25 protein-coding genes are annotated in these 25206 nt (G+C 48.9%); 11 read left to right on the forward strand and 14 right to left on the reverse strand.

The window, feature by feature from the left end:
- Nucleotides 1-129 precede the first annotated feature (129 nt).
- Together Q4A84_RS04340 and nagZ are read left to right on the forward strand one after the other, a co-directional pair.
- Nucleotides 130-1620 carry a DegQ family serine endoprotease gene (locus Q4A84_RS04340; protein WP_303087702.1) on the forward strand — a complete coding sequence of 497 codons (1491 nt, stop codon included), beginning with the start codon at nt 130-132 and terminating at the stop codon, nt 1618-1620.
- A gap of 163 nt (nt 1621-1783) precedes the next feature.
- Nucleotides 1784-2869 (forward strand): beta-N-acetylhexosaminidase, encoded by a 1086-nt coding sequence (gene nagZ / locus Q4A84_RS04345; RefSeq protein ID WP_303087703.1) that lies wholly within the window; start codon nt 1784-1786, stop codon nt 2867-2869.
- A 138-nt stretch (nt 2870-3007) separates the two neighbouring features.
- On the opposite strand, the gene Q4A84_RS04350 is transcribed toward nagZ, so the two are convergent.
- The 8 genes from Q4A84_RS04350 to dnaQ all read right to left on the reverse strand — a co-directional run bounded on the left by Q4A84_RS04350 (nt 3008) and on the right by dnaQ (nt 10290).
- A complete protein-coding gene (locus Q4A84_RS04350; protein ID WP_303087704.1) occupies nt 3008-3421 on the reverse strand; it encodes a DUF2846 domain-containing protein in 414 nt (137 codons plus the stop codon).
- 251 nt (nt 3422-3672) lie between these two features.
- On the reverse strand, nt 3673-4866 hold the full coding sequence (locus Q4A84_RS04355) for an amino acid aminotransferase (RefSeq protein WP_303087705.1): 1194 nt from the start codon (nt 4864-4866) through the stop codon (nt 3673-3675).
- A gap of 174 nt (nt 4867-5040) precedes the next feature.
- A complete protein-coding gene (locus Q4A84_RS04360) occupies nt 5041-5235 on the reverse strand; it encodes a YbdD/YjiX family protein (protein ID WP_303087771.1) in 195 nt (64 codons plus the stop codon).
- Between the two features lie 4 nt (nt 5236-5239).
- Nucleotides 5240-7312 (reverse strand): carbon starvation CstA family protein, encoded by a 2073-nt coding sequence (locus Q4A84_RS04365; RefSeq protein WP_303087706.1) that lies wholly within the window; start codon nt 7310-7312, stop codon nt 5240-5242.
- Between the two features lie 295 nt (nt 7313-7607).
- Nucleotides 7608-8273, reverse strand: coding sequence for a ribose-5-phosphate isomerase RpiA (rpiA, locus tag Q4A84_RS04370; protein WP_303087707.1), 666 nt, complete (start codon nt 8271-8273; stop codon nt 7608-7610).
- A 24-nt stretch (nt 8274-8297) separates the two neighbouring features.
- Nucleotides 8298-8780 (reverse strand): 2-C-methyl-D-erythritol 2,4-cyclodiphosphate synthase, encoded by a 483-nt coding sequence (gene ispF / locus Q4A84_RS04375; RefSeq protein WP_303087708.1) that lies wholly within the window; start codon nt 8778-8780, stop codon nt 8298-8300.
- 96 nt (nt 8781-8876) lie between these two features.
- Nucleotides 8877-9566 (reverse strand): 2-C-methyl-D-erythritol 4-phosphate cytidylyltransferase, encoded by a 690-nt coding sequence (gene ispD / locus Q4A84_RS04380; RefSeq protein WP_303087709.1) that lies wholly within the window; start codon nt 9564-9566, stop codon nt 8877-8879.
- 1 nt (nt 9567) lies between these two features.
- Nucleotides 9568-10290, reverse strand: coding sequence for a DNA polymerase III subunit epsilon (gene dnaQ / locus Q4A84_RS04385; protein ID WP_303087710.1), 723 nt, complete (start codon nt 10288-10290; stop codon nt 9568-9570).
- A 279-nt stretch (nt 10291-10569) separates the two neighbouring features.
- Between dnaQ and Q4A84_RS04390 the strand changes: the two genes are divergently transcribed.
- Nucleotides 10570-11028: a pyridoxamine 5'-phosphate oxidase family protein gene (locus Q4A84_RS04390; protein ID WP_303087711.1), complete on the forward strand. Its 459-nt coding sequence runs from the start codon at nt 10570-10572 to the stop codon at nt 11026-11028.
- Between the two features lie 179 nt (nt 11029-11207).
- Here the strand turns inward: Q4A84_RS04390 and Q4A84_RS04395 are convergent, their stop codons facing one another.
- Nucleotides 11208-12329, reverse strand: coding sequence for a hypothetical protein (locus tag Q4A84_RS04395; protein ID WP_303087712.1), 1122 nt, complete (start codon nt 12327-12329; stop codon nt 11208-11210).
- A 502-nt stretch (nt 12330-12831) separates the two neighbouring features.
- Nucleotides 12832-13302: a universal stress protein gene (locus Q4A84_RS04400; protein WP_303087713.1), complete on the reverse strand. Its 471-nt coding sequence runs from the start codon at nt 13300-13302 to the stop codon at nt 12832-12834.
- A 196-nt stretch (nt 13303-13498) separates the two neighbouring features.
- Here Q4A84_RS04400 and Q4A84_RS04405 point away from each other — a divergent pair, with 196 nt between their 5' ends.
- From Q4A84_RS04405 to pncB, 3 genes are all read left to right on the forward strand, one after another.
- Nucleotides 13499-14275 carry a tRNA threonylcarbamoyladenosine dehydratase gene (locus Q4A84_RS04405; protein ID WP_303087714.1) on the forward strand — a complete coding sequence of 259 codons (777 nt, stop codon included), beginning with the start codon at nt 13499-13501 and terminating at the stop codon, nt 14273-14275.
- On the forward strand, nt 14272-15132 hold the full coding sequence (locus tag Q4A84_RS04410; protein WP_303087715.1) for a ScpA family protein: 861 nt from the start codon (nt 14272-14274) through the stop codon (nt 15130-15132). The genes Q4A84_RS04405 and Q4A84_RS04410 overlap by 4 nt, the downstream gene beginning before the upstream one ends.
- A 153-nt stretch (nt 15133-15285) precedes the next feature.
- The gene (gene pncB / locus Q4A84_RS04415; protein WP_303087772.1) at nt 15286-16509 is read left to right on the forward strand and encodes a nicotinate phosphoribosyltransferase; all 1224 of its coding nucleotides are present in this window, start codon (nt 15286-15288) and stop codon (nt 16507-16509) included.
- Between the two features lie 93 nt (nt 16510-16602).
- Here pncB and Q4A84_RS04420 read toward each other — a convergent pair whose 3' ends face one another.
- A complete protein-coding gene (locus tag Q4A84_RS04420; protein ID WP_303087716.1) occupies nt 16603-16986 on the reverse strand; it encodes an MAPEG family protein in 384 nt (127 codons plus the stop codon).
- An 84-nt stretch (nt 16987-17070) separates the two neighbouring features.
- Nucleotides 17071-17439 (reverse strand): hypothetical protein, encoded by a 369-nt coding sequence (locus Q4A84_RS04425; RefSeq protein WP_303087717.1) that lies wholly within the window; start codon nt 17437-17439, stop codon nt 17071-17073.
- Nucleotides 17440-17659: 220 nt separating this feature from the next.
- On the opposite strand from Q4A84_RS04425, the gene ybeY reads away from it, so the two are divergent.
- From ybeY to rpoH, 5 genes are all read left to right on the forward strand, one after another.
- Nucleotides 17660-18175: an rRNA maturation RNase YbeY gene (gene ybeY, locus Q4A84_RS04430; RefSeq protein ID WP_303087718.1), complete on the forward strand. Its 516-nt coding sequence runs from the start codon at nt 17660-17662 to the stop codon at nt 18173-18175.
- Between the two features lie 2 nt (nt 18176-18177).
- Nucleotides 18178-19002 carry an HlyC/CorC family transporter gene (locus Q4A84_RS04435; protein ID WP_303087719.1) on the forward strand — a complete coding sequence of 275 codons (825 nt, stop codon included), beginning with the start codon at nt 18178-18180 and terminating at the stop codon, nt 19000-19002.
- Nucleotides 19003-19172: 170 nt separating this feature from the next.
- Entirely contained in the window at nt 19173-20048 is an 876-nt protein-coding gene (locus tag Q4A84_RS04440) for a DUF808 domain-containing protein (protein WP_303087720.1), read from the forward strand.
- Nucleotides 20049-20131: 83 nt separating this feature from the next.
- Complete coding sequence (gene lnt / locus Q4A84_RS04445; protein WP_303087721.1) at nt 20132-21676, forward strand: apolipoprotein N-acyltransferase; 1545 nt, start codon at nt 20132-20134, stop codon at nt 21674-21676.
- Nucleotides 21677-21944: 268 nt separating this feature from the next.
- Nucleotides 21945-22808 carry an RNA polymerase sigma factor RpoH gene (gene rpoH, locus Q4A84_RS04450; protein WP_303087773.1) on the forward strand — a complete coding sequence of 288 codons (864 nt, stop codon included), beginning with the start codon at nt 21945-21947 and terminating at the stop codon, nt 22806-22808.
- A gap of 94 nt (nt 22809-22902) precedes the next feature.
- On the opposite strand, the gene Q4A84_RS04455 is transcribed toward rpoH, so the two are convergent.
- The gene (locus tag Q4A84_RS04455) at nt 22903-23388 is read right to left on the reverse strand and encodes a prokaryotic membrane lipolipid attachment site family protein (RefSeq protein ID WP_303087722.1); all 486 of its coding nucleotides are present in this window, start codon (nt 23386-23388) and stop codon (nt 22903-22905) included.
- Nucleotides 23389-23744: 356 nt separating this feature from the next.
- Nucleotides 23745-25163, reverse strand: a complete 1419-nt coding sequence (locus tag Q4A84_RS04460; protein WP_303087723.1) for a sodium:proton antiporter — start codon at nt 25161-25163, stop codon at nt 23745-23747.
- Nucleotides 25164-25206: the final 43 nt, after the last annotated feature.

Genomic DNA, 25206 nt, shown 5'->3' on the forward strand with positions numbered 1-25206 from the left:
TACTGCCGATTATTTGAATGCCTGTCTGAAAAACCTTGTTAAATCAAGTTTTCATGCCCGATGCTTTTCGCTACAATCGCACATTAAACGAAATAAGAAAAACCGAAAACGACCCCAGAAAGTGATACTGTGAAAACAACACCCAAATACCTCACTCTACTCCTTACTACCGCCGCCTTCGCGCTTACCGGATGCGACAAACTCGGCCTTCAAAACGAGCCCGCAACGGCCAACCCTCAGAAAAAGGCGGAGCCTAAAACCGAAAGCCGCACTCCGGCCTATCTGCCCGACTTCGCCAAACTGGTCGAGCAGGAAGGTTCGACCGTGGTTAATATTCAGGCTTATAAAAGCCCTTCAGCCAGCAAACCGCGCCAAGACGACGAGATGGATTTGAATCAGTTTCCCGACAACGATCCTTTCTACGATTTCTTTAAACGTCTGGTGCCGAACACGCCCGACGTCCCCAAAGACGACAGCAGCGGCGAACAGAACTTCGGCTCCGGTTTTATTATCAGCCCCGACGGCTATATTCTGACCAATACTCATGTGGTTAACGGTCTGGACAGCATCAAAGTAACCCTAAATGACAAACGCGAATTCGTCGCCAAACTGATTGGTTCCGACCCGCAAACCGATGTAGCGCTCTTAAAAATTGACGCAACCGATTTGCCCACCGTCAAAATCGGCAACCCGCGCGACTTGAAATCGGGCGAATGGGTAGCCGCCATCGGTGCGCCTTTCGGTTTTGACAACAGCGTAACCGCCGGCATCGTTTCCGCCAAAGGCCGCAGCCTGCCGAATGAAAATTACACTCCGTTCATCCAAACCGACGTAGCCATCAACCCCGGCAACTCGGGTGGCCCGCTGTTTAACCTAGACGGGCAAGTCGTCGGTGTCAATTCACAGATTTACAGCCGCAGCGGCGGCTTCATGGGCATCTCGTTCGCCATTCCGATTGATATTGCCATGAATGTTGTAGAGCAGCTCAAAGCCACAGGCAAAGTACAACGCGGTCAATTGGGCGTCATGATTCAGGAAGTGTCTTACGATCTGGCCAAATCCTTCAAGCTCGACAAACCCACCGGCGCTCTGATTGCCAAAGTGTTGCCTGACGGCCCGGCCGCCAAAGCAGGTTTGCAAGTGGGCGACATTGTGCGTAGCGTAAACGGTGAAACCGTACGCACGTCCAGCGAGCTGCCCGTGATGGTCGGCAATCTGGTGCCCGGTAAAGAAATCACGCTGGGCATCTGGCGCAACGGTAAAGAGAGTGACATCAAAGTGATACTCGGCGCCTCTACCGAAGATAAAAATGAAAACGATGCGGTCACAGGCAATGTTTTGCCCGATAGCGTGCAGGCTAAAGACTTCGCCGTAAACGAATTGGGCATGAATCTGCGCGAAATCAACAACAACGGCCAGAAATATTTGGTTATAACCAATGTCAGCGGCGCCGCCCAGCGCGCAGGCATTCAGCGCGGCGACAAAATCGTTTCCATCGCACAAAGCCAAGTAAACGACGAAGCCGGCCTGCGCGCCGCCATCTCCGGAGCGGGCAAAAATATTCCGCTACTGGTCGAGCGCAAAGGCACCACACTATTCCTCGCTCTAAACCTGCAATAAAGCCCTTCATTTTCAGACAGGCATTTCGCTTTAATGCCTGTCTGAAAATATTTATGGTGCCTTTCGGTATAAGGCCTACAAGATACAATTCACCGCTTCGGCCTATGCCTGTCTGAAAGAATGCCTTCGCAACCCATTTAGTTAGCCAATTGGAAAATTTCCTATGAGTCCTGTTCAACTCCCGCGCGGCCCGGTTATGGCCGACGTCAATGCGTTCCGCCTTACAGAAACCGAAAAACAACGCCTGCTCGACCCGGCAATCGGCGGTGTGATTCTGTTTCGCCGCAACTTTGAAAACACGGCGCAATTGAAAGCACTGGTTGCCGAAATCAAAGCCCTACGCACGCCGGAGCTGATTATTGCCGTCGACCACGAAGGCGGCCGAGTTCAACGCTTTATCAATGGCTTTACCCGATTGCCCGCAATGGCCGTATTGGGCGAAATCTGGCAAAACGAAGGCGAAGCCACCGCCAAACAACAAGCGGAGCAAATCGGTTGGGTCTTGGCCACCGAGCTTTCCGCCTGCGGTATCGACCTTTCCTTTACTCCCGTGCTTGATTTGGATTGGAACCAATGCGCCGTCATCGGCAACCGCAGCTTTCACTGCGATGCAGAAGTTGTGAGCGAGCTGGCATTGGCACTACAAAAAGGCCTTAACCAAGGCGGTATGAAATCGTGCGGCAAACATTTCCCCGGCCACGGCTTTGTCGAAGGCGACAGCCATCACGTCTTGCCGCAAGACAACCGCTCTTTGGCCGAGCTGGAAGCCGCCGACATCATTCCGTTCCGCAAAATGAGTGCGGCCGGCATGGCAGCCGTGATGCCCTCCCACGTGGTATATCCGGAAATCGACAACCAACCGGCGGGCTTCTCCGCCAAATGGCTGAAAACCATCTTGCGCCAAAACATCGGTTTCAACGGCGTGATTTTTTCCGACGACCTGACCATGGAAGGCGCTTGCAGTGCCGGCGGAATCAAAGAGCGCGCGCAACGCTCGTTTGACGCCGGTTGCGATATCGTGCTCGTATGCAATCGCCCCGATTTGGTTGACGAATTACGCGCTGATTTTGACACGCCTTACAATCCCGACCTGGCCGACCGCTGGCAATATATGGCCAACACGCTAAAGCCAGCCGAAGCCGAGGTTATAATGGACACCCCGGAATTTGCTCAAGCACAAGCCCTAACCGCATCACTGGCAACACCTAAAGATCTCGCGGGTGGAGTCAAAGTAGGCGAAGCATTTTAATTTCGGATTGAGAGCGACCAATCCCGAACAAAATTAAAGAATGCCTGTCTGAAATTTTCAGACAGGCATTTCTTACAAACATAAAAACGTTTGCAGATGAACATCAATATTCTGCGTATCAATAACCTCTTAAATTACCTAATGGCTGGCTACTGTTTGCGTAATTTCGGCTTTACATTTATCTAGAGGTACCAATTCAAACTTCGGATGACCAACAAAAAAACCGAACCCTACGCTTGCTTTGACACATTGAATCTCATTCGGACGCAGAGGCACTTTCACACTACGGCGTACTTCTGTTTTTCCCCATATTTCATAATCACCGGGTGCCAGTTCAGTACTTAAATATCCGCCGCTACGAATATTACCTATCAATTTATCGTTCGCATAAACATTGTAATGAACACCGTTACCTTTAAAAGCAGAAGTACGATAAACATAGAGCTTACTCTGCCCTTCTGCAGGCTCCGTCATGCTGCTGAACTTCGTTCCTGTTGCGCCGCATGCCGCTAAAAGAAGAGATGCTAGGCCAACCAAAAATACATTTTTCATACAGATTCCTCCGTAAATAATAATTATTAGGAAATATTATTATATAATTAACGAAATAGATAAAAAAACCGAAAATAACGCTATTTAGTTAATATTTGTTTTTTAATAAAAATAAATTCGGCTATTTTGTTTGACAATGTGGCTTTTCAACAAATAAAAGCACTATTCCTATTATTTCTAAGCCCTTAAAACCAGAAAGCCTGTCTGAAACGTTTCAGACAGGCTTTCAATCAATAACAATCGGAAAACAGTTATCTCAACACTTCCGCAAACGCATTGGCCACATAATCGATATTCGCCTCGTTTAGCCCTGCCACACACATGCGGCCGGAAGCAACGAGATAAACGGCAAACTCATCTTGCAAGCGTTTAACTTGTTCGGACGTCAGGCCGGTATAGCTGAACATACCGCGCTGCTTAATGAAATAGCTGAAATCTTTGTGCGGCAATTTGGCATGCAGCACATCATAAAGCTTCTGCCGCATCTTCCTGATGCGGTCGCGCATATCGCACACTTCCGTTTTCCACATGGCAAACCATTCAGGCGTATTCATGACATCCGCCGCGATGAAGCCGCCGTGAGCCGGCGGGCTGGAATAAATACGGCGCACAGTAAATTTCAACTGACCCAATACCAACCCAGCCTCTTCCGCCGTCGGGCAAACTACGCTCAAACCGCCCACCCGCTCGCCGTAAAGCGATAAGTTTTTTGAAAACGAATTGCTGATAAATAAAGGCAAGCCCATCTGCGTGGCTTTACGAATGGCATAGGCATCGTCATCCAAATCTTCGCCGAAACCCTGATAGGCAATATCCATAAACGGAATCAAGTTACGCGTTTGCATCACTTCCAACACCGCGTCCCATTGTGCATGGGTCAAATCCACACCGGTCGGATTATGGCAACAAGGATGCAAAAGCACGATACTGTTTTCAGACAAGCTTAATAAAAAAGCCAGCAATTCTTCAAATTTCACGCCTACCGTTTCCGGATCGTAATAAGGATAAACCCCTACTTTAAAACCAGCACCCTCAAAAATGCCGCGATGATTATCCCAAGTCGGATCGCTCACATAAACATCCGATAGCGGAAACCAACGATGCAGAAAATCCGCGCCCACTTTCAACGCACCGGAGCCGCCCAAGGTTTGAATGGTTACCACGCGGCCAACCTCAACCGCAGGATGCCCTGCACCAAAAAGCAGATTTTGCACTGCGCTACGATAAGCAGCCAGCCCTTCCATCGGCAGATAAGGGCGGGGCTGAGGCACCGAAGCTCGGCGAACTTCCGCCTGCCTTACGCTTTCCAGCACCGGCAGCTCGCCGTTTTCATCAAAATAAATACCGATGCCAAGGTTCACTTTTTCAGGCCGCGGATCATGATTAAACGTTTCCACCAAACTCAGAATCGGATCGCCGGGATAAAATTCGACATGCCGGAACATAGGTTTTCCTTTCACAGACAACAATTCACGCCTCAGATTATACGGGCTTTAGCCGGAATCGACAGGGCTTAATAAGATAAAGCCCAAAATCACGATATAGCAATAATGCCTGCCTGAAAAAAAGCCGCCCGTCTTATCTGGGCGGCTTGCTCGAAACCAGCTATTTCAAAAGGGCTAACAACACCTTCCGCCGTTAGCACCACAACGGCGCTTGCGGCAATAATCCTGAAACTGCAATTCAGTCATTACAGGCGCATGAGGATTATGCTTACGCTGGCGGGCAACGTAATTTTCATAATCCGGTACGCCCGCCATCAGATTGGCAGTTAGCCTTGCTGTTTGCCAGAAACGCTTTATACGTTGTTTCAGCATATCAAGCCTCGCTATTGCCAACTTCATTTCTCAACACCGCCGGCACTTCCTTCGCCGTCGGCCAAGCCACTTTACGAGCCTTCAGAACAACGCGCAAACCGTAAACCGCCACGATAACCACCACGCCGAGAAAAATAACGGTCAAACCGGAATTAACATAATCGTTAAACACGATACGCGACATTTCCTCCAACGTTTTTGCAGGCGCCAGCACTTCGCCTTTCGCCGCGGCCGCACTGTATTTCGCAGCATGGCTTAAAAAGCTGATTTTGGCTTCGGGGTGAAACAGCTTCTGCAAACCGGCATAACAGGTAACAAACAACACGCCCAGAGCCGGCACCAGAGTAACCCACATATAACGGTCGCGCTTCATCTTAACCAGCACCACGGTACACATAATCAAAGCCACGCCGGCCAGCATCTGATTGGCAATGCCGAATAGAGGCCATAGCGAATTGATGCCGCCCAGCGGATCGGTTACACCGGTGTAGAGAAAATAACCCCACAGAACAACAGCAAAAAGCGTGGCGGTCAGATTGGCAGGCAGGCTGTCGGTATTGCCGAATGGTTTGTAAAACACACTGCCCAAATCCTGAATCATAAACCGAGCGACACGGGTACCCGCATCGACCGCCGTCAGAATGAAAAGCGCTTCAAACAACAACGCAAAGTGATACCAAAATGCCATCATGCCCTCGCCCGGAATCAAGCGGCTCATGATATGCGCCATACCGACGGCCAACGTAGGTGCGCCGCCCGCACGAGAAAGAATGGTATTCTCGCCCACTTCTTTGGCCGTGTGCAGCAACGAAGCTTCCGTAACCGGAAAACCCAATGTATGGGTAATCACATGCGCAGCATTGGCGGCATCTGCGCCGATTAAGGCTTTGGGGCTGTTCATGGCAAAATAAACACCCGGATCAAGCGACGCGGCGGCGGCCAAAGCCATAATCGCCACAAAACTCTCCATAATCATGCCGCCGTAGCCGATCATCCGCACGTGCGTTTCGTTTTCCACCATTTTCGGCGTCGTACCCGAAGAAATCAGGGCATGAAAACCCGATACCGCGCCGCAGGCAATGGTAATAAACAGAAAAGGAAACAGGCTGCCCGCAAATACCGGGCCTGAACCATCGATAAATTTAGTTACCGCATGCATTTGCAACGGCGGATTAACAATCACGATACCTGCCGCCAAGGCGATAATCGTGCCGATTTTAAGAAAAGTAGAAAGGTAATCGCGCGGCGTCAACAATAACCAAACAGGCAACACGGCAGCCACAAAACCGTAAATCATAATTGCCCATGTCAGCTGCACGCCGTCCAGATCAAACCAATGGCCGAACGAGCTGTGCGCCACGTTTTCGCCATATATAATCGCCAGCATCAGCAAAACAAAGCCCACAATCGAAATCTCACCGATTTTGCCCGGGCGGATATAACGGGTATAGACGCCCATAAACAGCGCAATCGGTATGGTTGCTGCAATCGTAAACGTGCCCCACGGGCTGTGCACCAAAGCCTTAACCACAATCAGCGCCAGCACCGCCATGATGATGACCATAATCATCAGGATGCCGATTGAGGCAATCACACCGGCAACCGGACCGAGCTCCTGCTTCACAATATCGCCTAGCGATTTGCCATCGCGACGCATGGAAACAAACAGCACCATCATATCCTGCACCGCACCGGCAAACACCACACCGAAAATAATCCACAGCGTACCGGGCAGATAGCCCATCTGCGCCGCCAAAACAGGGCCAACCAACGGGCCGGCACCGGCAATGGCAGCAAAATGATGGCCAAACAAAACGCCTTTATTGGTTGGCACATAGTCGAGGCCGTCATTATAGCGTTCCGCAGGCGTCAGCCTGTTCGGATCAAGCTGCATTACCTTATCGGCGATATAGCGGCTGTAAAAACGGTAAGCGATGCAATAAACAGATATGGCGGCCGAAACCATCCATACCGCACTCACCTGTTCGCCACGATTGATGGCTAAAGTAGTGAAAGAGGCAACGCCCACCAACACCACCAAGCCCCAAATCAGAAACGATTTGAGCTGTTTCATAATAATAACTCCTTAATATTTTTATAATAAAGAATATTACAAGCTGCTACCGCCCGGCGGATGCAGACTTTTGCCACATAATTATGTAGTTTCATGTAGTCGGTTTGTCACGCACGCGAGATTAACATAAACCTTAATAAATGAATATATCTTTACATAATAAAGCCCGAAGCCTGTCTGAAACTTTTCAGGCAGGCTTCGGACTTCGATTACAACAAGGAATCATGCGAAAAAAACAGGTAATCACCCGTCATTCCACAGCAACAATGCCGACGGCAAAACCGCCGACTAACACTCAACGTATTTTAATCACTTCCGCACCAGAAGGCCGACCCAAAATCAGCATATCAGCCGAATTGCGGGCAAAAATGCCGTTTTCCACCACACCCGGAATATTGTTGATGGTGTCTTCCATTGTCAGCGGTTTCGACAAATCCAAGCCGCGCACGTCCACAATCAGATTGTCATGCAAGGTATGGCAGCCAACGCGCAGCTCCGGCTCTCCGCCCAAAGCCAACAAATGGCGCGAAACCAGCGAACGAGCCATCGGCACTACCTCAACCGGCAACGGAAATTTGCCCAAACGGGTCACATATTTGCTCTCATCCGCAATACAGATAAACAAATCAGACGCACTGGCCACGATTTTCTCCGGTAAATGCGCCGCACCACCGCCTTTAATCATTTGCAAGGTATGGTTGATTTCATCGGCACCGTCAACATACACCGCCAAGCGTGTTACTTCGCCCAATTCCACCGCGGGAATGCCGCCTTGCGCCATCAGTTCCAAAGTTTGCTTGGAAGTACCGACCGCACCTTTAATCTTCTTACCGCTACGGGCAAGCGCTTCGATAAAATAATTGACGGTTGATCCGGTGCCGATGCCGATGTATTCGTTTTCCGGAACAAATTCTACGGCTTTTTCCGCCGCAATGCGTTTCAATTCTTCCTGATTAGCCATAACTTCTCCTTATTAATAAATGAGTTACAATATTCTTTCCAACAAAACTACAGCCTGCGCCTCAATGGCTTCCATCCGCCCCAGATAGCCGAGTTTTTCATTGGTTTTGCCTTTGATATTAACGCAATCCTCAGCAATTCCCAAATCTGCCGCCAAATTGGCACGCATGGCAGCGATATGCGGCGCCAGTTTCGGTTGCTGCGCGATGATGGTCGTATCCACATTAACCACCCGCCAGCCTTTCGCCTGCACACTTTCATAAGCTTTACGCAGCAACACGCGGCTGTCGGCATCTTTAAATTCCGCCGCCGTATCGGGAAAATGGCTGCCGATGTCGCCCAATCCGACCGCCCCCAGCACCGCATCGGTTATGGCATGCAACAATGCGTCGGCATCGGAATGGCCCAACAGCCCTTTTTCAAACGGAATGGTCACGCCGCCCAAAATCAGCGGCCGCCCCTCCACCAGCTGATGCACATCATAACCTTGGCCGATACGGATATTCATTCGATTATTTTCCTTTAAATTTTTCAACATTCAATCCCGATTTTTCAGACAGGCATGACGCTTCCAATCTAATGCCTATCTGAAAACATTCATTCTTTAATGCTTGGCCTGCAACAACAAGCGCACAATCAATTCGTCCTGCGGCAAGGTCAGTTTTAAGTTGCGCGTATCGCCTTGCACCAATAAAGGCCGCGCGCCCAGTTTTTCCACCGCAGAAGCTTCGTCGGTTATCTCGGCCAAATCCGGAATATCCAGAGCGCGCTGCAACAAGCCCGCTCGAAAGAGCTGCGGCGTTTGCGCCTGCCACAAACCGGTGCGCGATACCGTTTCACTGATGGTTTGCGCAGTTGTCGCACGTTTCAAAGTATCCGCCACCGGCACAGCCAGAATACCGCCGGATTCATTTTCGCCCGCCTCGTCCAGCAAGCGCAGCAAAGCTTCCTCAGGTAAACAGCAGCGCGCCGCATCATGCACCAATATGTTGTCGCTTTCAAGTAGCAAACCGCGTTGCAGTAAAGCGGTCAACCCGTTGCACACGCTCTGCGCCCGAGTTTCGCCTCCGGTTTTCAAGACCACGAGCTTCTCACAAGTTCCTGTCTGAAAAACAGTATCTTCGGGCGATAGCACCACCGCAACCTTATCAATCCGTTCGCACGACAAAAAAATAGCCAACGTATGCTGTAACACGGTTTTACCGGCAATTTCCACATATTGCTTAGGCTTGCCCGCGCCAAAACGCGCACCAACCCCCGCAGCCGGAATCAAAGCGATATTGCGCCGTTTCATATCATACCGCCTGTGTTTCATCGCGACGCCACAAACAACTGCCTCCGGAAGCCTTATCCAAATCATCGAGATACGCTTCGTGTGCGGCCAGCTCCGATTCATCTGCACGAACCACCTTCAAATGAGCCGGACGCCCTGTATTCTGGCCGACCTCCACTTTCATCGCCTCAGGCGCCACGTCTTCCTCCACGAGGCTGAATTGCCCCCGCGTCATCGAAAGATACACTTCCGCCAACAGTTCGCAGTCGATTAACGCACCATGAAACACACGCTTGCTACGGTCTACCTCAAAACGATTACACAGCGCGTCCAAACTATTTTTCTGCCCCGGAAACATTTCCCGCGCCATAGCCAGCGTATCGGTTACCTTACAACCTAAACCCTCGACGGTCGGCAGCCCCATACGCTTAAACTCCATATCCAGAAAGCCCACATCAAACGGGGCATTATGGATAATCAATTCCGCACCGCGCAAGTAATCGGCAATTTTCTGCCCTACCGCCTCGAATTTTGGCTCGCCTTCCAGTTTTTCTAAAGTAATGCCGTGTACATTAATCGATTCTTCAGGAATATCGCGATCAGGATGAATATAAAGATGCAGATGGCTGCCCGTGAGCTGGCGCGACTTCATTTCGATGCCGGCAAATTCCAATATGCGATCACCCATATTCGGCTTAAAACCAGTAGTTTCTGTATCCAAAATAATCTGACGGTCGTAACCCATAATTATGCTTCGTGATAAAAAAATCTATTTTAGCCGATATCCAACATTTATACCAAAGCTATACTGAAGCCGTCTAAAGCCTTATTTTTCCTATTTTCCGAGTAAAACACTCAACTTTTAGCCTCTCCAGATAAATTTTCTTTTTATATAAAACAAATAGTTATTTTAAATTGAAAATAATAATAACAATTATCATTTGCAAGGAATAAATTATTTGTTTAATATACGCCCATCGACGCAAGCAAGACCCGATTAACCAAGCTCAAAAAGGAGATCAAAATGTCTGAAAACATATTTTGGTATTTGGCTCCTGACATCCTGCAGCTCCACCGGCAAAACACCTATTCCCTGTTTGCCACCGGCTCTCAGATTCACGATGCCGATTTGGTTAACGTAGACGGCTTGTATTATATGTGGTTGGAAGATAAGGAAAACGATCTGCGCGAACCGCAGCCGGGCATCCTTTTGATAGAAGACCAAAACGAACATGCGCGCATCAGTTGGATTACCACCGCGCGTACCGTTAACCGCAAAGATTCCGTTTATCGCCGTGCCGCTGCTGCTTTGCGCCGCCGCTTAAAAGTGGATAAACAAAACAGTCAAACCCGTTTGGTCGAGCTTGCTCCGCAACAAGGCCGCATGACAATTGACAATGCTCAGGATTTCATGATTTCTCCGCACGATTTGATGCGTGCGCTGTACCCAGCAAGCGATAAGATAAAAAGCCTTGTTTCGTAACGATTTTTGGTAGTGGTTTGTGTTCCTTTTGCGCCCCCCTTAATGAGGGGCGATTTTTTTTGCCAAGCTATCCTGAAAAAAGCGCCAAAAAACCTTTCAGACAGGCATTTCATGCTTCACATAAAAAACAAGGCCGAATCTTCTGGCCTTGTTTTTATTTGCAAGAATAGGATAACTTCTTAGAATGTATATTCCAATTGACCGCGTATCACCCTCACATTCTGCTTATCATTGCCCACGGTCGCATTAACCTGCTTACCATGTAAGTAAAAAGCATTCAGTTTCAGGTTTTTCAACAATACATAATCAAAACCGATTTGAGCACCCTGCACGTTTTTACTGTAATCGTTGGTGGAAGAAATGCCCGACATGGCACCTACCCGGCGTAAATTAAAAAACACGTCATAAGAATTACGGGTTTTCCAATCAGCGTTTTTAAACTTCAGCTCGGTAAATGCACCGTCTTGAGCCACTTTTTTTCCGGCGCTGTCGCGTACATCGTTGATGTTCGAGCGGCTATAAGCAGCCATCCAGCTCCAATCGTCATCGAATTTCACATCCACACCGATTTCGCCGAACAATGCGCTATCGGCCGCACGGTTGGGGCGTTTCACATCGTTCAAATAAACGGCTGTCGCACCGACATTCACTTTTTCATTGATTGGGAATACAGATTGCACAGCACCCATCATCTCGCGGCGAACTTCCACACCCCAAGGATTATCGTTCATTTGTTTGGTTACGCGAGCCACTGTGACTTTGGTCGGGATTTTATAATCAAAACTCAACTCACCGCCGGTCACTTCATTATCCAATACGCGGCCATAAGAGGAGAATGCGCCGAATTTACCCAAACGGGTTTTCACTTTATCGTAAACAGTACCTTCCACATACAGTTTATTCATCGGAACATCATGGTCGCCATTGAACTTACCTGTTTCCAAATCAATTTGAGGCTCGATTTCGGTTACGACGCGCCAGTCGTTATAAATACGCGCGGAAAACCACAAGTCTGCATTTAAATGGCTGGTGGTATTGTGCGGTTGATTAGCCTGACCCGCATAAGAAGAATTGGTATCCCCGCCATCCGCACGCACCCTGAAAGTACCGGTAATATTGAAACGGTCGTTAAACAGGCTGATGCCTTTGCCCTCTTCTACAGCAGTTTCTTTAGTATTGACGTAATCGCTGGAAGTAATGAAATCAGCTGAATGATTGTCAACAGCAGCAGTATTCTCGGCCCACGCCGGCGCCGATAAAGCAGTTGCGCACAACAAAGGTAGAATTTGACGGGTTTGCATAAAAAATCTCCAGATTTAACAGAGGTTTGAAAATGGGTTTATTGCAAGGGCTTTCCCAGAAAATCCACCTTAAATATTAAAAAATCAAAGCCAATTATTATGGCATCGATGTCATTCTGCTTAAAAATAAGCTACTTTTATTCTTAATATTTTTTAATTTTATTTTAGTTTTGCAAATAGCGTCAAGCCGATTTCACTTAAAACGAGCAAATATATCTGCTTATTTTTCATTTACAATCAATTTATACAAATTTTTATTTGATTTCAATCAAATAGTTTTATCTTGCCACAGGATATCCGATTGATACACCTGAGAATTTATTAAACGGCCTTATCAAAAATTATTTATACAATAAGGTTTGCCAAAGCAAAGAACATGCTCATGGTTCAACCTGTGAGACCTTATCCGTCCAATATTTTCTTAATATCCAAAATGCCAAAAAAAGCCTGTCTGAAAATATTCAGACAGGCTTTTTTTGGATTCATCATTGGGAAATGAAAATTAATTTTCCTCTTCATCTTTCTGACTGCGGATAATCAGCAGCGGCAGATGGCTTCGGCGCATAACTGTTTCGGCAAAACTACCCATCAAAAGATGCATCAAGCCGCTACGGCCATGTGTGCCGAGAACCAGCAAATCGGCAGCGTTGGCATCTGCATATTCGATTAATTCCTGCGCCATATCGTGCGCGCCTTTGAGCGCCAGCAATAAATGCGTATTCACTTCCGTTACGCCGGCATCGCGAGCGGTTTTTTCAGCAAAGCCCAATACTTCATTTCCTTGTGCTACGGCAGCCTCTTCATAGCTTTCATGTTGCAGAAATTCCGGAGCCAACGCCATGTATTCGGCGGGATTGGCCACATGCACCAAAGTTAATTTAGATTTACCGGTAACCGCCAGTTCACACGCATGTTTCAGAGCGTTTAAAGCAGTCGAACTGCCATCTACTGCAACAACCAGATGTTTGTACATCGCCTTCTCCTTGTCATTTTAGTTAGACCACCGAGCATTGAGCTCGTTTTCAAAAATCATACTTTAATTAATTGCAGTATAATGGAGCGCACCCCTTTTGTCGGCATTTTTTTACAGTTTTTGACTTGGATTATAGTAACGCCGCTGCTGCCTGAAACCGCATCCCAAAAATAGCAGCTCAAACTCAAAATTGATTATGAACCAACTTTCCCCTGCTCACTCGCGCCGTTTCGGCGGCATTGCCCGTCTTTACGGCGAGGCCGCATTACAACGTTTTCACTCCGCCCACGTTTGCGTGGTAGGTGTTGGCGGTGTTGGTTCTTGGTCAGTGGAGGCACTTGCCCGCTCAGGCATCGGAAACCTGACATTAATTGATTTGGACAACATCGCAGAATCCAACGTCAACCGTCAGCTTCATGCCTTAACCGATGATTTCGGCAAAGCCAAAATCACCGCTCTTGCCGAGCGCATAAAACAAATCAATCCCAACTGCCGCGTAACGGAAATCGAAGATTTTGTGACTGAAGATAATCTGCCCGAATTGTTTGCTGACCGTTTCGATTTTGTGATCGATGCCATTGATCAAATCCGCGTCAAAGCGGCAATGGCAGCCCATTTCGTGCGACGTGAACAACCCTTTATCTTAAGCGGCGGCGCAGGTGGCCAGAAAAATCCCGCGCTGATTCAAACGGCCGATTTGAGCCGCGTTACCCACGACCCGCTGCTGGCCAACCTACGTTACACTTTACGCAAGCGTTACGGCTTTTCACGCGACACCAGCCGAAAGATGAACGTACCCTGCGTTTTCTCTACCGAAAATATCACGCCGCCCGTTTCCGAATCGGCTTGCGATACAAACACCGCGCCACAAGGCCTATCCTGCGCGGGTTACGGCGCAAGCATGCTGGTAACGGCTTCTTTCGGTTTGTATTGCGCCCAAGCTGCAATCGAACACATCGAAAGGCAAAAATGATCCTACTTGCCGAAAATACGACCGTGCAGCCTGACAACGCCGTTGCTTGGATATTCGGGCAACCTGTTACCGACCTGCCGCAAGATTTGTTTATCCCGCCCGATGCGCTGAAAGTGGTGCTGAATAGCTTTCAAGGGCCGCTTGATTTACTTCTCTATCTTATCCGCAAGCAAAACATCGATGTACTGGATATTCCAATGGTTAAAATCACCGAGCAATATCTGCATTACATTGCCCAAATGGAAGCGCACCAATTCGATCTGGCAGCCGAATATCTTTTGATGGCCGCAGTGTTAATCGAAATCAAATCTCGGCTGTTGCTGCCGCAACCTGCGCCGATAAACGATGAAGAAGAAGCCGACCCGCGCGCCGAGCTGGTGCGCCGTTTGTTGGCTTACGAGCAGATGAAGCTGGCCGCTCAAGGGTTAGATGCCTTGCCTCGTGCCGGACGCGATTTCGCATGGGCCTATCTGCCGCTTGAAATCGCAATAGAGACAAAGCTGCCGGAAGTGCAGGCCGCCGATCTGACCCAAGCTTGGTTGAGCATTTTATCGCGAGCCAAACACACCCGTTCGCATGAAGTCATACAAGAAACGATCTCGGTACGCGCCCAGATGAGCAGCATTCTGCGTCGGCTGCAAAACGGTTTTTGCCGTTTCTCCGAATTATTCAAACCAGAACAAGGCGTGGCTTACGTCGTGGTTAATTTCATCGCGCTGTTAGAGCTGGCAAAGGAAGGCCTGATACGCATCATCCAACCAGAATCCTTTACTGAAATTGAAATTCACGCCCAAGACGGTGCGGCACACGCCGAGTTCGCCGATGAAAACGCCGGCCAAACCGAAATGCCTGTCTGAAAATTATTTTCAGACAGGCATTTCATTATCCAACGAGCCGTTTAACTTATTATCGTATTTGAATATAAACCACACAAAACCCTTTAAACATGTTTTAATAGGAAACATTCTTATTTAGCCCTCGTTACTCATTACTCAATGAAAAAAACCGACATGCTTCACACACCGATTATCCATTCCCTGCTCGACACCGACTTATACAAATTCACCATGCTGCAGGTGGTGTTACACCAATTTCCCCAAGCGCATGGCGTATACGAATTCCGCTGCCGCAACAACGATCAAACCGTTTATCCGCTGTCCGACATCCGAAACGATTTGGAACGCGAGTTAGACTCTCTGTGCAGCCTCAGGCTTACCCAAGACGAGCTTGCATATCTGCGCAGCCTGCGCTTTATCAAAAGCGACCTCGTCGATTATCTCGAGCTATTTCAACTCAAACGCCGCTTCGTCGACGTCAGCACCGATGCCGAAGGCCGCCTGAACATCCGCATCGAAGGCCCGATGATACAGGCCATGTTTTTCGAAATTTACATACTGTCTATTGTTAACGAACTGTATTTCCGCCGCTTAGAAACCGCTGCAGTGCTCGAAGAAGGCGAACGCCGCTTACAAGCCAAAGCCGCCTTGTTAAAAGATTTGGCCATTACCCAAAACCCGAACGACCCGCCGTTTCTCATTTCCGATTTCGGCACCCGCCGCCGCTACACGCTGGATTGGCAAGAACACGTTATCCGAACCCTCTACGCAGCCGCACCCGAAATCATGCGGGGCACCAGCAACGTTTATCTGGCCAAAAAACTCGGCATTACCCCTATCGGCACCATGGCACACGAATTTTTACAAGCCTTCCAAGCGCTGGACGTCCGTTTGCGCGATTTCCAAAAAGCCGCCCTCGAATCATGGGTAAAAGAATACCGCGGCGACCTCGGCATCGCCCTGACCGACGTGGTCGGCATGGATGCCTTCCTGCGCGATTTTGACCTCTACTTCGCCAAACTCTTTGACGGCTTGCGCCATGACAGCGGCGATCCTTATCTGTGGGGCGACAAAGCCTACGCCCACTATAAAAAACTAAAAATCGACAGCCGCACCAAAATGCTTACCTTCAGCGACGGCCTCGATATCGAAAAAGCATGGGCGCTGCACCAATATTTCAAAGACCGCTTCAAAACCAGCTTCGGCATCGGCACCAACTTTACCAACGACCTTGGGCACACCCCGCTCAACATCGTTTTAAAACTGGTCGAATGCAACGGTCAATCGGTTGCCAAACTCTCCGACAGCCCCGGCAAAACCATGACCGACAACAACACCTTCCTCGCTTATCTGCGCCAAGTATTCCAGATTCCCGAGCCGCAAAACGAATCGGAATAAACCGCCTACTCTCTTTCTCAAATACAGAATGCCTGTCTGAACCTTTCAGACAGGCATTCTCTTTCACTCTTTTTTCTATCTGTTTAAACCGAATCAAACAGCAGCAATAAACAAAGCAACGATACACAACGCATTGACATTGAAAATCACCGACCGCAACAACGACTTATCACTGATATAAGCCCAAATGTAAACGATACGGCTCAACACAAACAACAAAGCCCAAACATTAATCGTCAGCTGATCAGCACCACCCGTTACATGCGCAATAATAACGGCGGCGGCAAACGGAGGAAATACCTCGTAGCCGTTTTGTTGCGCCGCATTGGCACGAGCCGCCTTCCCTTCCGCCTTTGCCAAAAAAGCACGCGGATTGGCATTATCAGCCAGCGTAAAGCCTGCGCTTTTCTTGGCGTAAACAGCACAAAAAATCGGCAGAAAAATACAAATAAAAACACACCAGTAAGCAAGAGTCATCAATAAACCTCATATCCAAAAGCATTGCCGGATAATATGCCGCAAACCTGCCGCAGCACAAGAGCCATCCTCAATCAAATCATCTCAACGAGCATTTGCACCGTTGCATAATCCCTCAACTTCAATCGCTTTATCATATTGCCCTAAATGCCCGAATCCGCTTCCTTTATTCTGCCGCTTCGTTACCACTCGACCGAGAATACACACATCAAATCGAACATCATAGGCTGACTTTTTCTCACGCAATTCGTCAATCTTCCGAGACACAACATGCTGAGCATCAATCAAATAATACGACTGATTACGGTAAACAAACGCCATTTGTTCCAAAGTCGCTTCAACCAACCCTTTCATTTCAACCGGCTTCACAGTTGTTGCCGCATCCCGAGAACATGCAGCCAATGCAAGCCAGCCGCATAACAGAAGCATTTTGCTCATTTGTTGATACCACATGCCAACACCCTTCTTACGATTTAAATAACCATGCAATCAGAAAAATTAAATGGCATAATTAAAGCCATTCTATCAAAAATAAACCGACCCAAAACAAAATTATTTCTAATTAACCCAACAAAATCCGCCTAAACGTCAAGTAAATCGATAAAATAGCAAATCTATCAATAGCACCCTTCAATAAACATATTGCCAACTCACTTAAAACATGCCGATATCAATGAAACAAGCCAAACGCTACCCCTTTCTCAAATTGCTCCAATCGCGCCTGCACTTATATCTTGAAGACCACTCAGGCCTGCCGCAAATTCCGTCGGAACAACAATTCAGGCGCTGGATTTGGCAAGCTGTTAAAAACCGATTTCGCCACGCCGAAATCAGCTTGATTCTGCTCAACGAAACCGACGCCCGCACCTACAATCGCGATTACCGTGGCAAAGATTACGCCACCAACGTCTTGAGCTTCGCCCTCGACGAAGGCGAAACCATGTTTGCACACCAGCCCGACACCTTATCCGGCGACCTCATCATCTGCCCGCAAATCGTCGCCAAAGAAGCCGCCGAGCAAGGCAAACCGATAGAAGCGCACTTCGCCCATCTCACGATTCACGGTGCCCTGCACCTGATGGGTTACGATCACCTTTCTGATGAAGAAGCCGCCGTCATGGAATCGCTTGAAATCAAACTGTTAAATCAGTTAGCATACCCCAACCCCTACCAACTGGACGAAATCTGAATATGGAAGACCCCGCGAAACCGAATTTTTTCGAACGCCTTATCCACCGCATTACCCGAGACGCGCCCGAAACCGCCGACGAAGTGGTTGCCATTTTGCGCCAAGCGCATGAACGGCAAGTCTATGATGCAGAAACCCTGCAGCGGCTGGAAAAAATTCTGGATTTCAATGAGCTGGAAGTTCGAGACGCCATGATTCCGCGCGCGCAGATGAACGTTATCAAATCGGGCGACAGCTTCGAGCGCATCATTGCCTATGTGATTGAAACCGCCCATTCCCGCTTCCCCGTTATCAGCGAAGATAAAGACAACGTATTAGGCATCTTACATGCCAAAGACCTGCTGAAATACGCCTTCAACAGTGAACATTTCCAATTGGAAAGCATTCTGCGCCCCGCCGTATTCGTACCCGAAGGCAAAGCCTTAAACACCTTGCTCAAAGAATTTCGCGAGCAACGCAACCACATGGCCGTTGTGATTGACGAATACGGCGGTGTTTCCGGTTTGGTTACCTTTGAAGATTTGCTGGAAGAAATTCTGGGCGAAATCGAAGACGAATTCGATGAAGACGACAGCGCCGACAATATATTCCCCGTTTCCGAAGGCCGTTGGCGCATCAACGCCATGACCGAAATTGAAGACATCAACGCCTTTTTCGGCACCGACTATAGCGACGACGAAGCCGACACCATCGGCGGCCTTGTTATCCAAAAGCTCGGCCAACTACCGGTGCGCGGTGAAAAAGTGATACTGGAACCGCTGCAATTTACCGTCGCACGGGCCGACAGCCGGCGACTGCATACGCTGATGGCGGTAAAAGTTAAGTAAGCGCATCATATTTGTGAGCCGCTAAAAAACGATTTTTTAAGTTAAGTAAGATTGATTTAAACGCCGTTTCGCCATGCCTGCCTGAACCCTTTTTCAGACAGGCATCTGTTTTTATCCGCTATAATGGCATTCGAAAAATCAAATCATTTCAACAAAGGATAATCCGATTCATGGCATTTTCATCTCTTTTCACCCTGCTTGACGACATTGCCTCCATCCTTGACGACGTTTCCCTGATGACCAAAATGGCCGCCAAAAAAACTGCCGGTGTGGTAGGCGACGATTTGGCACTCAACGCCAATCAGGTTACCGGCGTGAATGCTGACCGTGAGCTACCCATCGTTTGGGCGGTAGCCAAAGGTTCGTTGATTAACAAGATGATTCTGATTCCGGTGGCATTGCTGCTTTCCGTATTCGCGCCTGCGCTGATTGTGCCACTCCTGATGATTGGCGGCGCCTACCTTTGTTTCGAAGGGGTCGAAAAATTACTACACAAATTTTTGCATCACGATGAAGCGCAGGCAGAACAAAAAACCAAGCCGGACGAACTGGGCAGCGAAAAAGATAAAATCAAAGGCGCGGTACGCACCGATTTTATTCTCTCGGCAGAAATCATCATCATCGCGCTGGATGTCGTTGCCCAAGCTTCATTGCCTGTCAAAATTGCCTCGCTTTGCGCCGTCGGCATCGGCCTGACGGTTGCAGTGTACGGCTTGGTCGCTGTCATCGTCAAAGCCGACGATTTCGGCCTTTATCTCATGCGAAAAGGCGGCGGTTCCGCCACTGTCGGCAACGCAATCATCCGCTTCATGCCATGGTTTATGCGCTTTTTAAGCGTTGTCGGCACATTGGCGATGTTTCTTGTTGGCGGTGGCATCTTCACTCATTACTCAGCGACTCTGCATCATTTTCTTGAAGCCCGCCATTGGACTGTCGGTTTAGCAGGCAATCTTGCCAACTTGGCCGTCGGCCTGATTGTCGGCGCCATCGCCTGTGCCGTCGTGCTGCCAATGATGAAAGCACTCGGCAAAAAAGAAGCTCATTAATCCCGCCCAATGCCTGTCTGAACATCACTTCACTCTTTTTCAGACAGGCTTCCTTCCCAACCCTAATCGATACAGACTCCCTTATGGCCTGCTCCCGCCTTGACGCGCTATGGCGCAAACCCGCCGTTTACTGGCCGCTGCTCATCGCCTTTGCCGCCGCCACGCCGTTAACATTCGCCCCGTATTACCATTTCTGGCTGATGCCGCTTATCTTCGGCGCACTCATCCGCCTACTGGAATTACGCCCGGAACGCCAAGTGCGCAGTGCCTATCTTTTCGGTCTGATTGCCTACGTCTGCCAGTTTTACTGGATACACACTGCCCTGCACGACATTTCCGGCCTGCCGAATCTTTACGCCTTGCCCCTCACCCTGCTGCTGCCCGCCTATCTCGCCCTATTCCCCGCATTGGCCATCTGGCTGTGGCAGAAAACCCGACTTAACCGGCCGCTGAAAACCGGACTCGCCCTGCCCCTCTATTGGACACTCACCGAGTTTGCCCGCGAGCGTCTGCTCACCGGTTTCGGCTGGGGTGCACTCGGCTATTCGCAAATCGCCGATGCCAGCCCGCTGGCCGGATTCTCCCCGCTCGGCGGCATCCATCTGGTAACTCTTGCCACCGCCTTTGCCGGCGCATGGCTGCTGCTCACAATCAACAATCCGCACCAAACCCGGCAGCGCATTGCCGCCGCCTGCGCTTTAGTCGCCTTGATCGTTACCGGCGGAATACTGCGCCAAACCGAATTTACCCACCCCGACGGCAGCCGTGCCAGTGTTGCTCTGCCTCAAGGCAACATTCCTCAAACGCTGAAATGGGAAGAATCACAGGCGCTTCCCATCATCCAGCGGTATTTCGACATGATTACCGATTCCCATGCCGACATCGTTATCCTGCCAGAAACCGCCATTACCGTGATGCGGCAAAACCTGCCGCCCGAAGTGCTTGCCCGCTTCGCCGAACAAGCCAAAACCAATGGCAGCGCGCTTGCGCTCGGCATCGCACAATTCACCGACAACGGCACAAACTATGAAAACGCCGTGATCAACCTTACCCGCTACAACCCCGAAAAACCGGACGACCTTCCCTATTACGCCAAAAACCATCTGGTTCCGTTTGGCGAATACAAACCGCTCCCGTGGATTACCGAGCCGCTTTACCGCATGATGAACATGCCCCTTGCCGATTTCAAGCGCGGAGGTTTCAATCAAAACCCCCTATCCATGGCCAACCAAAAAGTAGCCTTCAACATCTGCTATGAAGACGGCTTCGGCGATGAATTAATCGACCCCGCCAAACGATCCAGCGTGCTGGCCAACATCAGCAATCTTGCTTGGTACGGTGACTCCAACGCCATGTACCAACACCTTCAGCAATCCCAAGCTCGCACCCTTGAGCTTGGCCGTTACATGGTGCGCGCCACCAATACCGGAGCCACGGCCATTGTGGATCCCAAAGGCCGCATCATCCAGGCCGCTCCCGCCGATAGCACCACCATCCTGCAAGGCGAAATTCAAGGCTATACAGGCGAAACGCCTTATATGAAAATGGGCGGTTCATGGCCGTTAATCGGCTTACTGAGCCTATTTTCAGGCCTTTGCTTATATTCAGGCAGAAAACGAAAATCATAAAATACCATGCCTGTCTGAAACCTTTCAGACAGGTATGGCATAATCCCGACCAATTCACTCAAATAATTAAAACCAATCAATTTTAAAAATATACAAAATTTTACCTATTAAGTATAGAACCAAACACGAAACTTCTGTCTAATAGCTTTAGACACATAAAGATGAGCGATGACACTCCTCAATCAAAAATGCTAAAATCTAATTCAATAGTTGTAACAACCAATAAGAACAAACCGATATAACGAAAAGGAAACGACATACGATGACAATGAATCAAGCCTTTGCATTACCCGTACCGAGCGGTCACGGTAGCTTGGAGCAATATATTCATACCGTTAACAACATTCCCATGCTGTCTGCCGAAGAAGAAACTCAACTGGCAGAGCGTCAAATCAAAGGCGACTTGGAAGCCGCCAAAAAACTTATCCTTTCCCATTTGCGTGTTGTCGTATCCATTGCCCGCGGCTACGACGGCTATGGGCTTAATCAAGCCGACCTGATTCAAGAAGGCAACATCGGCCTAATGAAAGCCGTAAAACGCTACGAACCCTCGCGCGGCGCCCGCCTTTTCTCATTTGCCGTACATTGGATTAAAGCCGAAATTCACGAATTCATCCTGCGTAACTGGCGCATGGTTCGCGTTGCCACCACCAAACCGCAGCGCAAACTGTTTTTCAATCTGCGTAGCATGCGCAAAAGTCTGAGCGCCTTATCCCCAAAAGAAGCGCAAGACATTGCCGACGATTTGGGTGTAAAACTTTCCGAAGTGATGGAAATGGAGCAACGCATGACCGGCCGCGATATCGGCATTCTTGCCGAAAACAGCGACGATGAAGACAGCTTCGCCCCCATCGACTGGCTGGCAGACAACGATAACGAGCCTACCCGCCAGATTGAATTGAAAGCCGACCAAACCCTGCAAACCGAAGGCTTGCAAAACGCCTTAGCCAAACTTGACGACCGAAGCCGCCGCATCGTAGAAACACGCTGGCTGCAAGACGACGGAGGCATGACCTTGCACGAGCTGGCTGCCGAATACGGCGTATCGGCCGAACGCATCCGCCAAATCGAAGCCAAGGCCATGCAAAAATTGCGCGGTTTTCTGGCAACGGAAGACGCGGCAAGCGCTTAAAATCATTTTTAATCCTTAAACCTTAAATCAAGTCGCAACCAATTGAAAAAGCCTGTCTGAACACATTCAGACAGGCTTTTTACTTTATTTCGGTTTATTGCAAAGGCTTCATATCCATCACTTCCATCAGGAAGTTGGTAAACGCAGGATTGGTTGGTCGATGATCCATATTCGGCCAACGTTGCTGCCAACCTTTCAACGCATTGCGTACATAAAGCTTCGATTGCTCGGTATTGATAACCCCGCGCTGGCTTTCAACCGCCGAGCGCAGATACACTTCATACATACTGTCATCAATCGTATTCCGGCCAACTTGCTTGATTCGGAAACGGTTCAGATATTGCGCCGCTTGAACCTTGGTCAGCTCGCCTTTGCTAACCTGATAGCTTAAGCGAGTAGCCTCGTCTCTGATTTTGGAAACGTCAGTCCAATGCGTAGACGCCAGAGCAAACTTACCTGAAGGCGCATCTTGACCTTTATTCGTCGGGTAAACAGGCACTTCTTTCAAAGACGGAAGGTAAATGGATTCACAACCGGCCAGCGCCCCTACCAAGATAATGGGTAACAGATATTTTTTCATGGCAGCTATTATAATGTCTTTCAAAATAATTAACAATTAACCAACCCAAGCCTAGGCGCAGGCCATATCAGGGTTGAGGCAGGCATATCAAAAGCAATCTTGCCTGTTACACGATTTTCGTCAGTATAAAGCAAGAATCTTAAAAGAACTATTATTCTTTGCCCAGCGTAAATTTTAGCAGCGGCAACGGTATGAAAGTTTAAATGGAAAACAAACAACGCATTACCGCCCAATCATCTCTGCAACAAAACACCCTATCAACACCGATCCGAATTTTACAGCCAACGCAAAATGGCGACACAATCAAAATGCCTGTCTGAAAAATTTCCAGACAGGCATTTTGAAACAGCAACTGATTAAACCAGCTCTAAAACAAAGAAAACCACCGTATGCACAATAAACAACGGCACCAGAATACCGAACGACCAAGCCAAATAGCCGAAAAAACTCGGCATTTCTACCTTACGCTGTTCCGCAATCGCCTTAACCATAAAGTTTGGCGCATTACCGATGTAACTTAGCGCACCCATAAACACCGAACCCATCGACACCGCCAACAGCGTATGAAACAAATGGCCGTTCATCAAAGTATGCGCATCGCCGCCCGCCATATTGAAAAACACCAAATAAGTCGGCGCATTATCCAGAAACGCAGAAAGCATACCCGACATCCAGAAATACATCACATTAACAGGATCGCCAGCTTCGTTATGCACCAGTTTTATCAAGCCTGAAAACGCGCCCGCCTCTCCCGCTTGCAACATCGCAATCACAGGCGAAATAGTAATGAAAATGCCGAGAAACAACTTACCCACCTCGACAATCGGCCCCCAATCAAACTCATTACCGGCACGCACCTGCTTAGGCGTCACTTTCATGGAAATCAGCGTCAGCACAATCAAAATCACGTCGCGTACCAGATTTTGCAACTCATAATGAGTGCCCAACACATCAAAAGCCACGTCAGGCTTCCAAATACCCGACATCAACACCGAACCAACCACTCCGGCCAACAGCAAAAAGTTAAATTTGCCATAAATCTGCAAGCGGCTATCCGGCGTAGGATCGCGCGGCGCAAGCTCGTCTTCTTTAGCAAAATAATGACGGTCTAAAAAATAAAACACCGTAAGCAGAATGATCGAGCTGAGCAACACCGGCGCGGCCATATGCTGCACGGTCCATAGGAAATCCACACCTTTTAAGAAGCCGAGAAACAACGGCGGATCACCCAAAGGCGTTAACCCTCCGCCAATATTCGCCACCAAAAAAATAAAAAACACCACCACATGCACGCGATGCTTCCGATTATCGTTGGCTTTGAGCAGCGGGCGTATCAACAGCATTGCCGCCCCAGTCGTGCCCATAATTGACGCCGATACCGTTCCGATTGCCAACAAAGCCGTATTGAGTTTCGGGCTGCCGTGCAAATTACCCCACACCAGAATACCGCCGGAAATGGTATACAACGCCGCCAGAAGCAAAATGAAAGGAATATATTCCCCAACCAGCGCGTGCACCACCGTATGCAAACCCGTTCCGAAACCAAAAACGACGGCAAACGGAACCAGAAAAAGCGCGGTCCACAAAGCGGTGATTTTGCCGAAATGATGATGCCAGATATGAGGCACCAACAAAGGCCCGGTTGCAATAGAAAGTAAAATCAATACAAACGGAATACCCCATGCCATACTCAGGCCGGCACCGCTGAAATCAGCAGCCTGCGCTGCCAAAGGCAAGAGAAAAAACAAAAGAATCGTGGCTTTTTTAAGGTTCATCGGGTTTCCTTAAGTTATTTTTAAATTGTCCGACAGCCGGCAC

It is taken from the genome of Neisseria sp., from assembly GCF_030527965.1.
Taxonomy (GTDB): Bacteria; Pseudomonadota; Gammaproteobacteria; order Burkholderiales; family Neisseriaceae; genus Neisseria.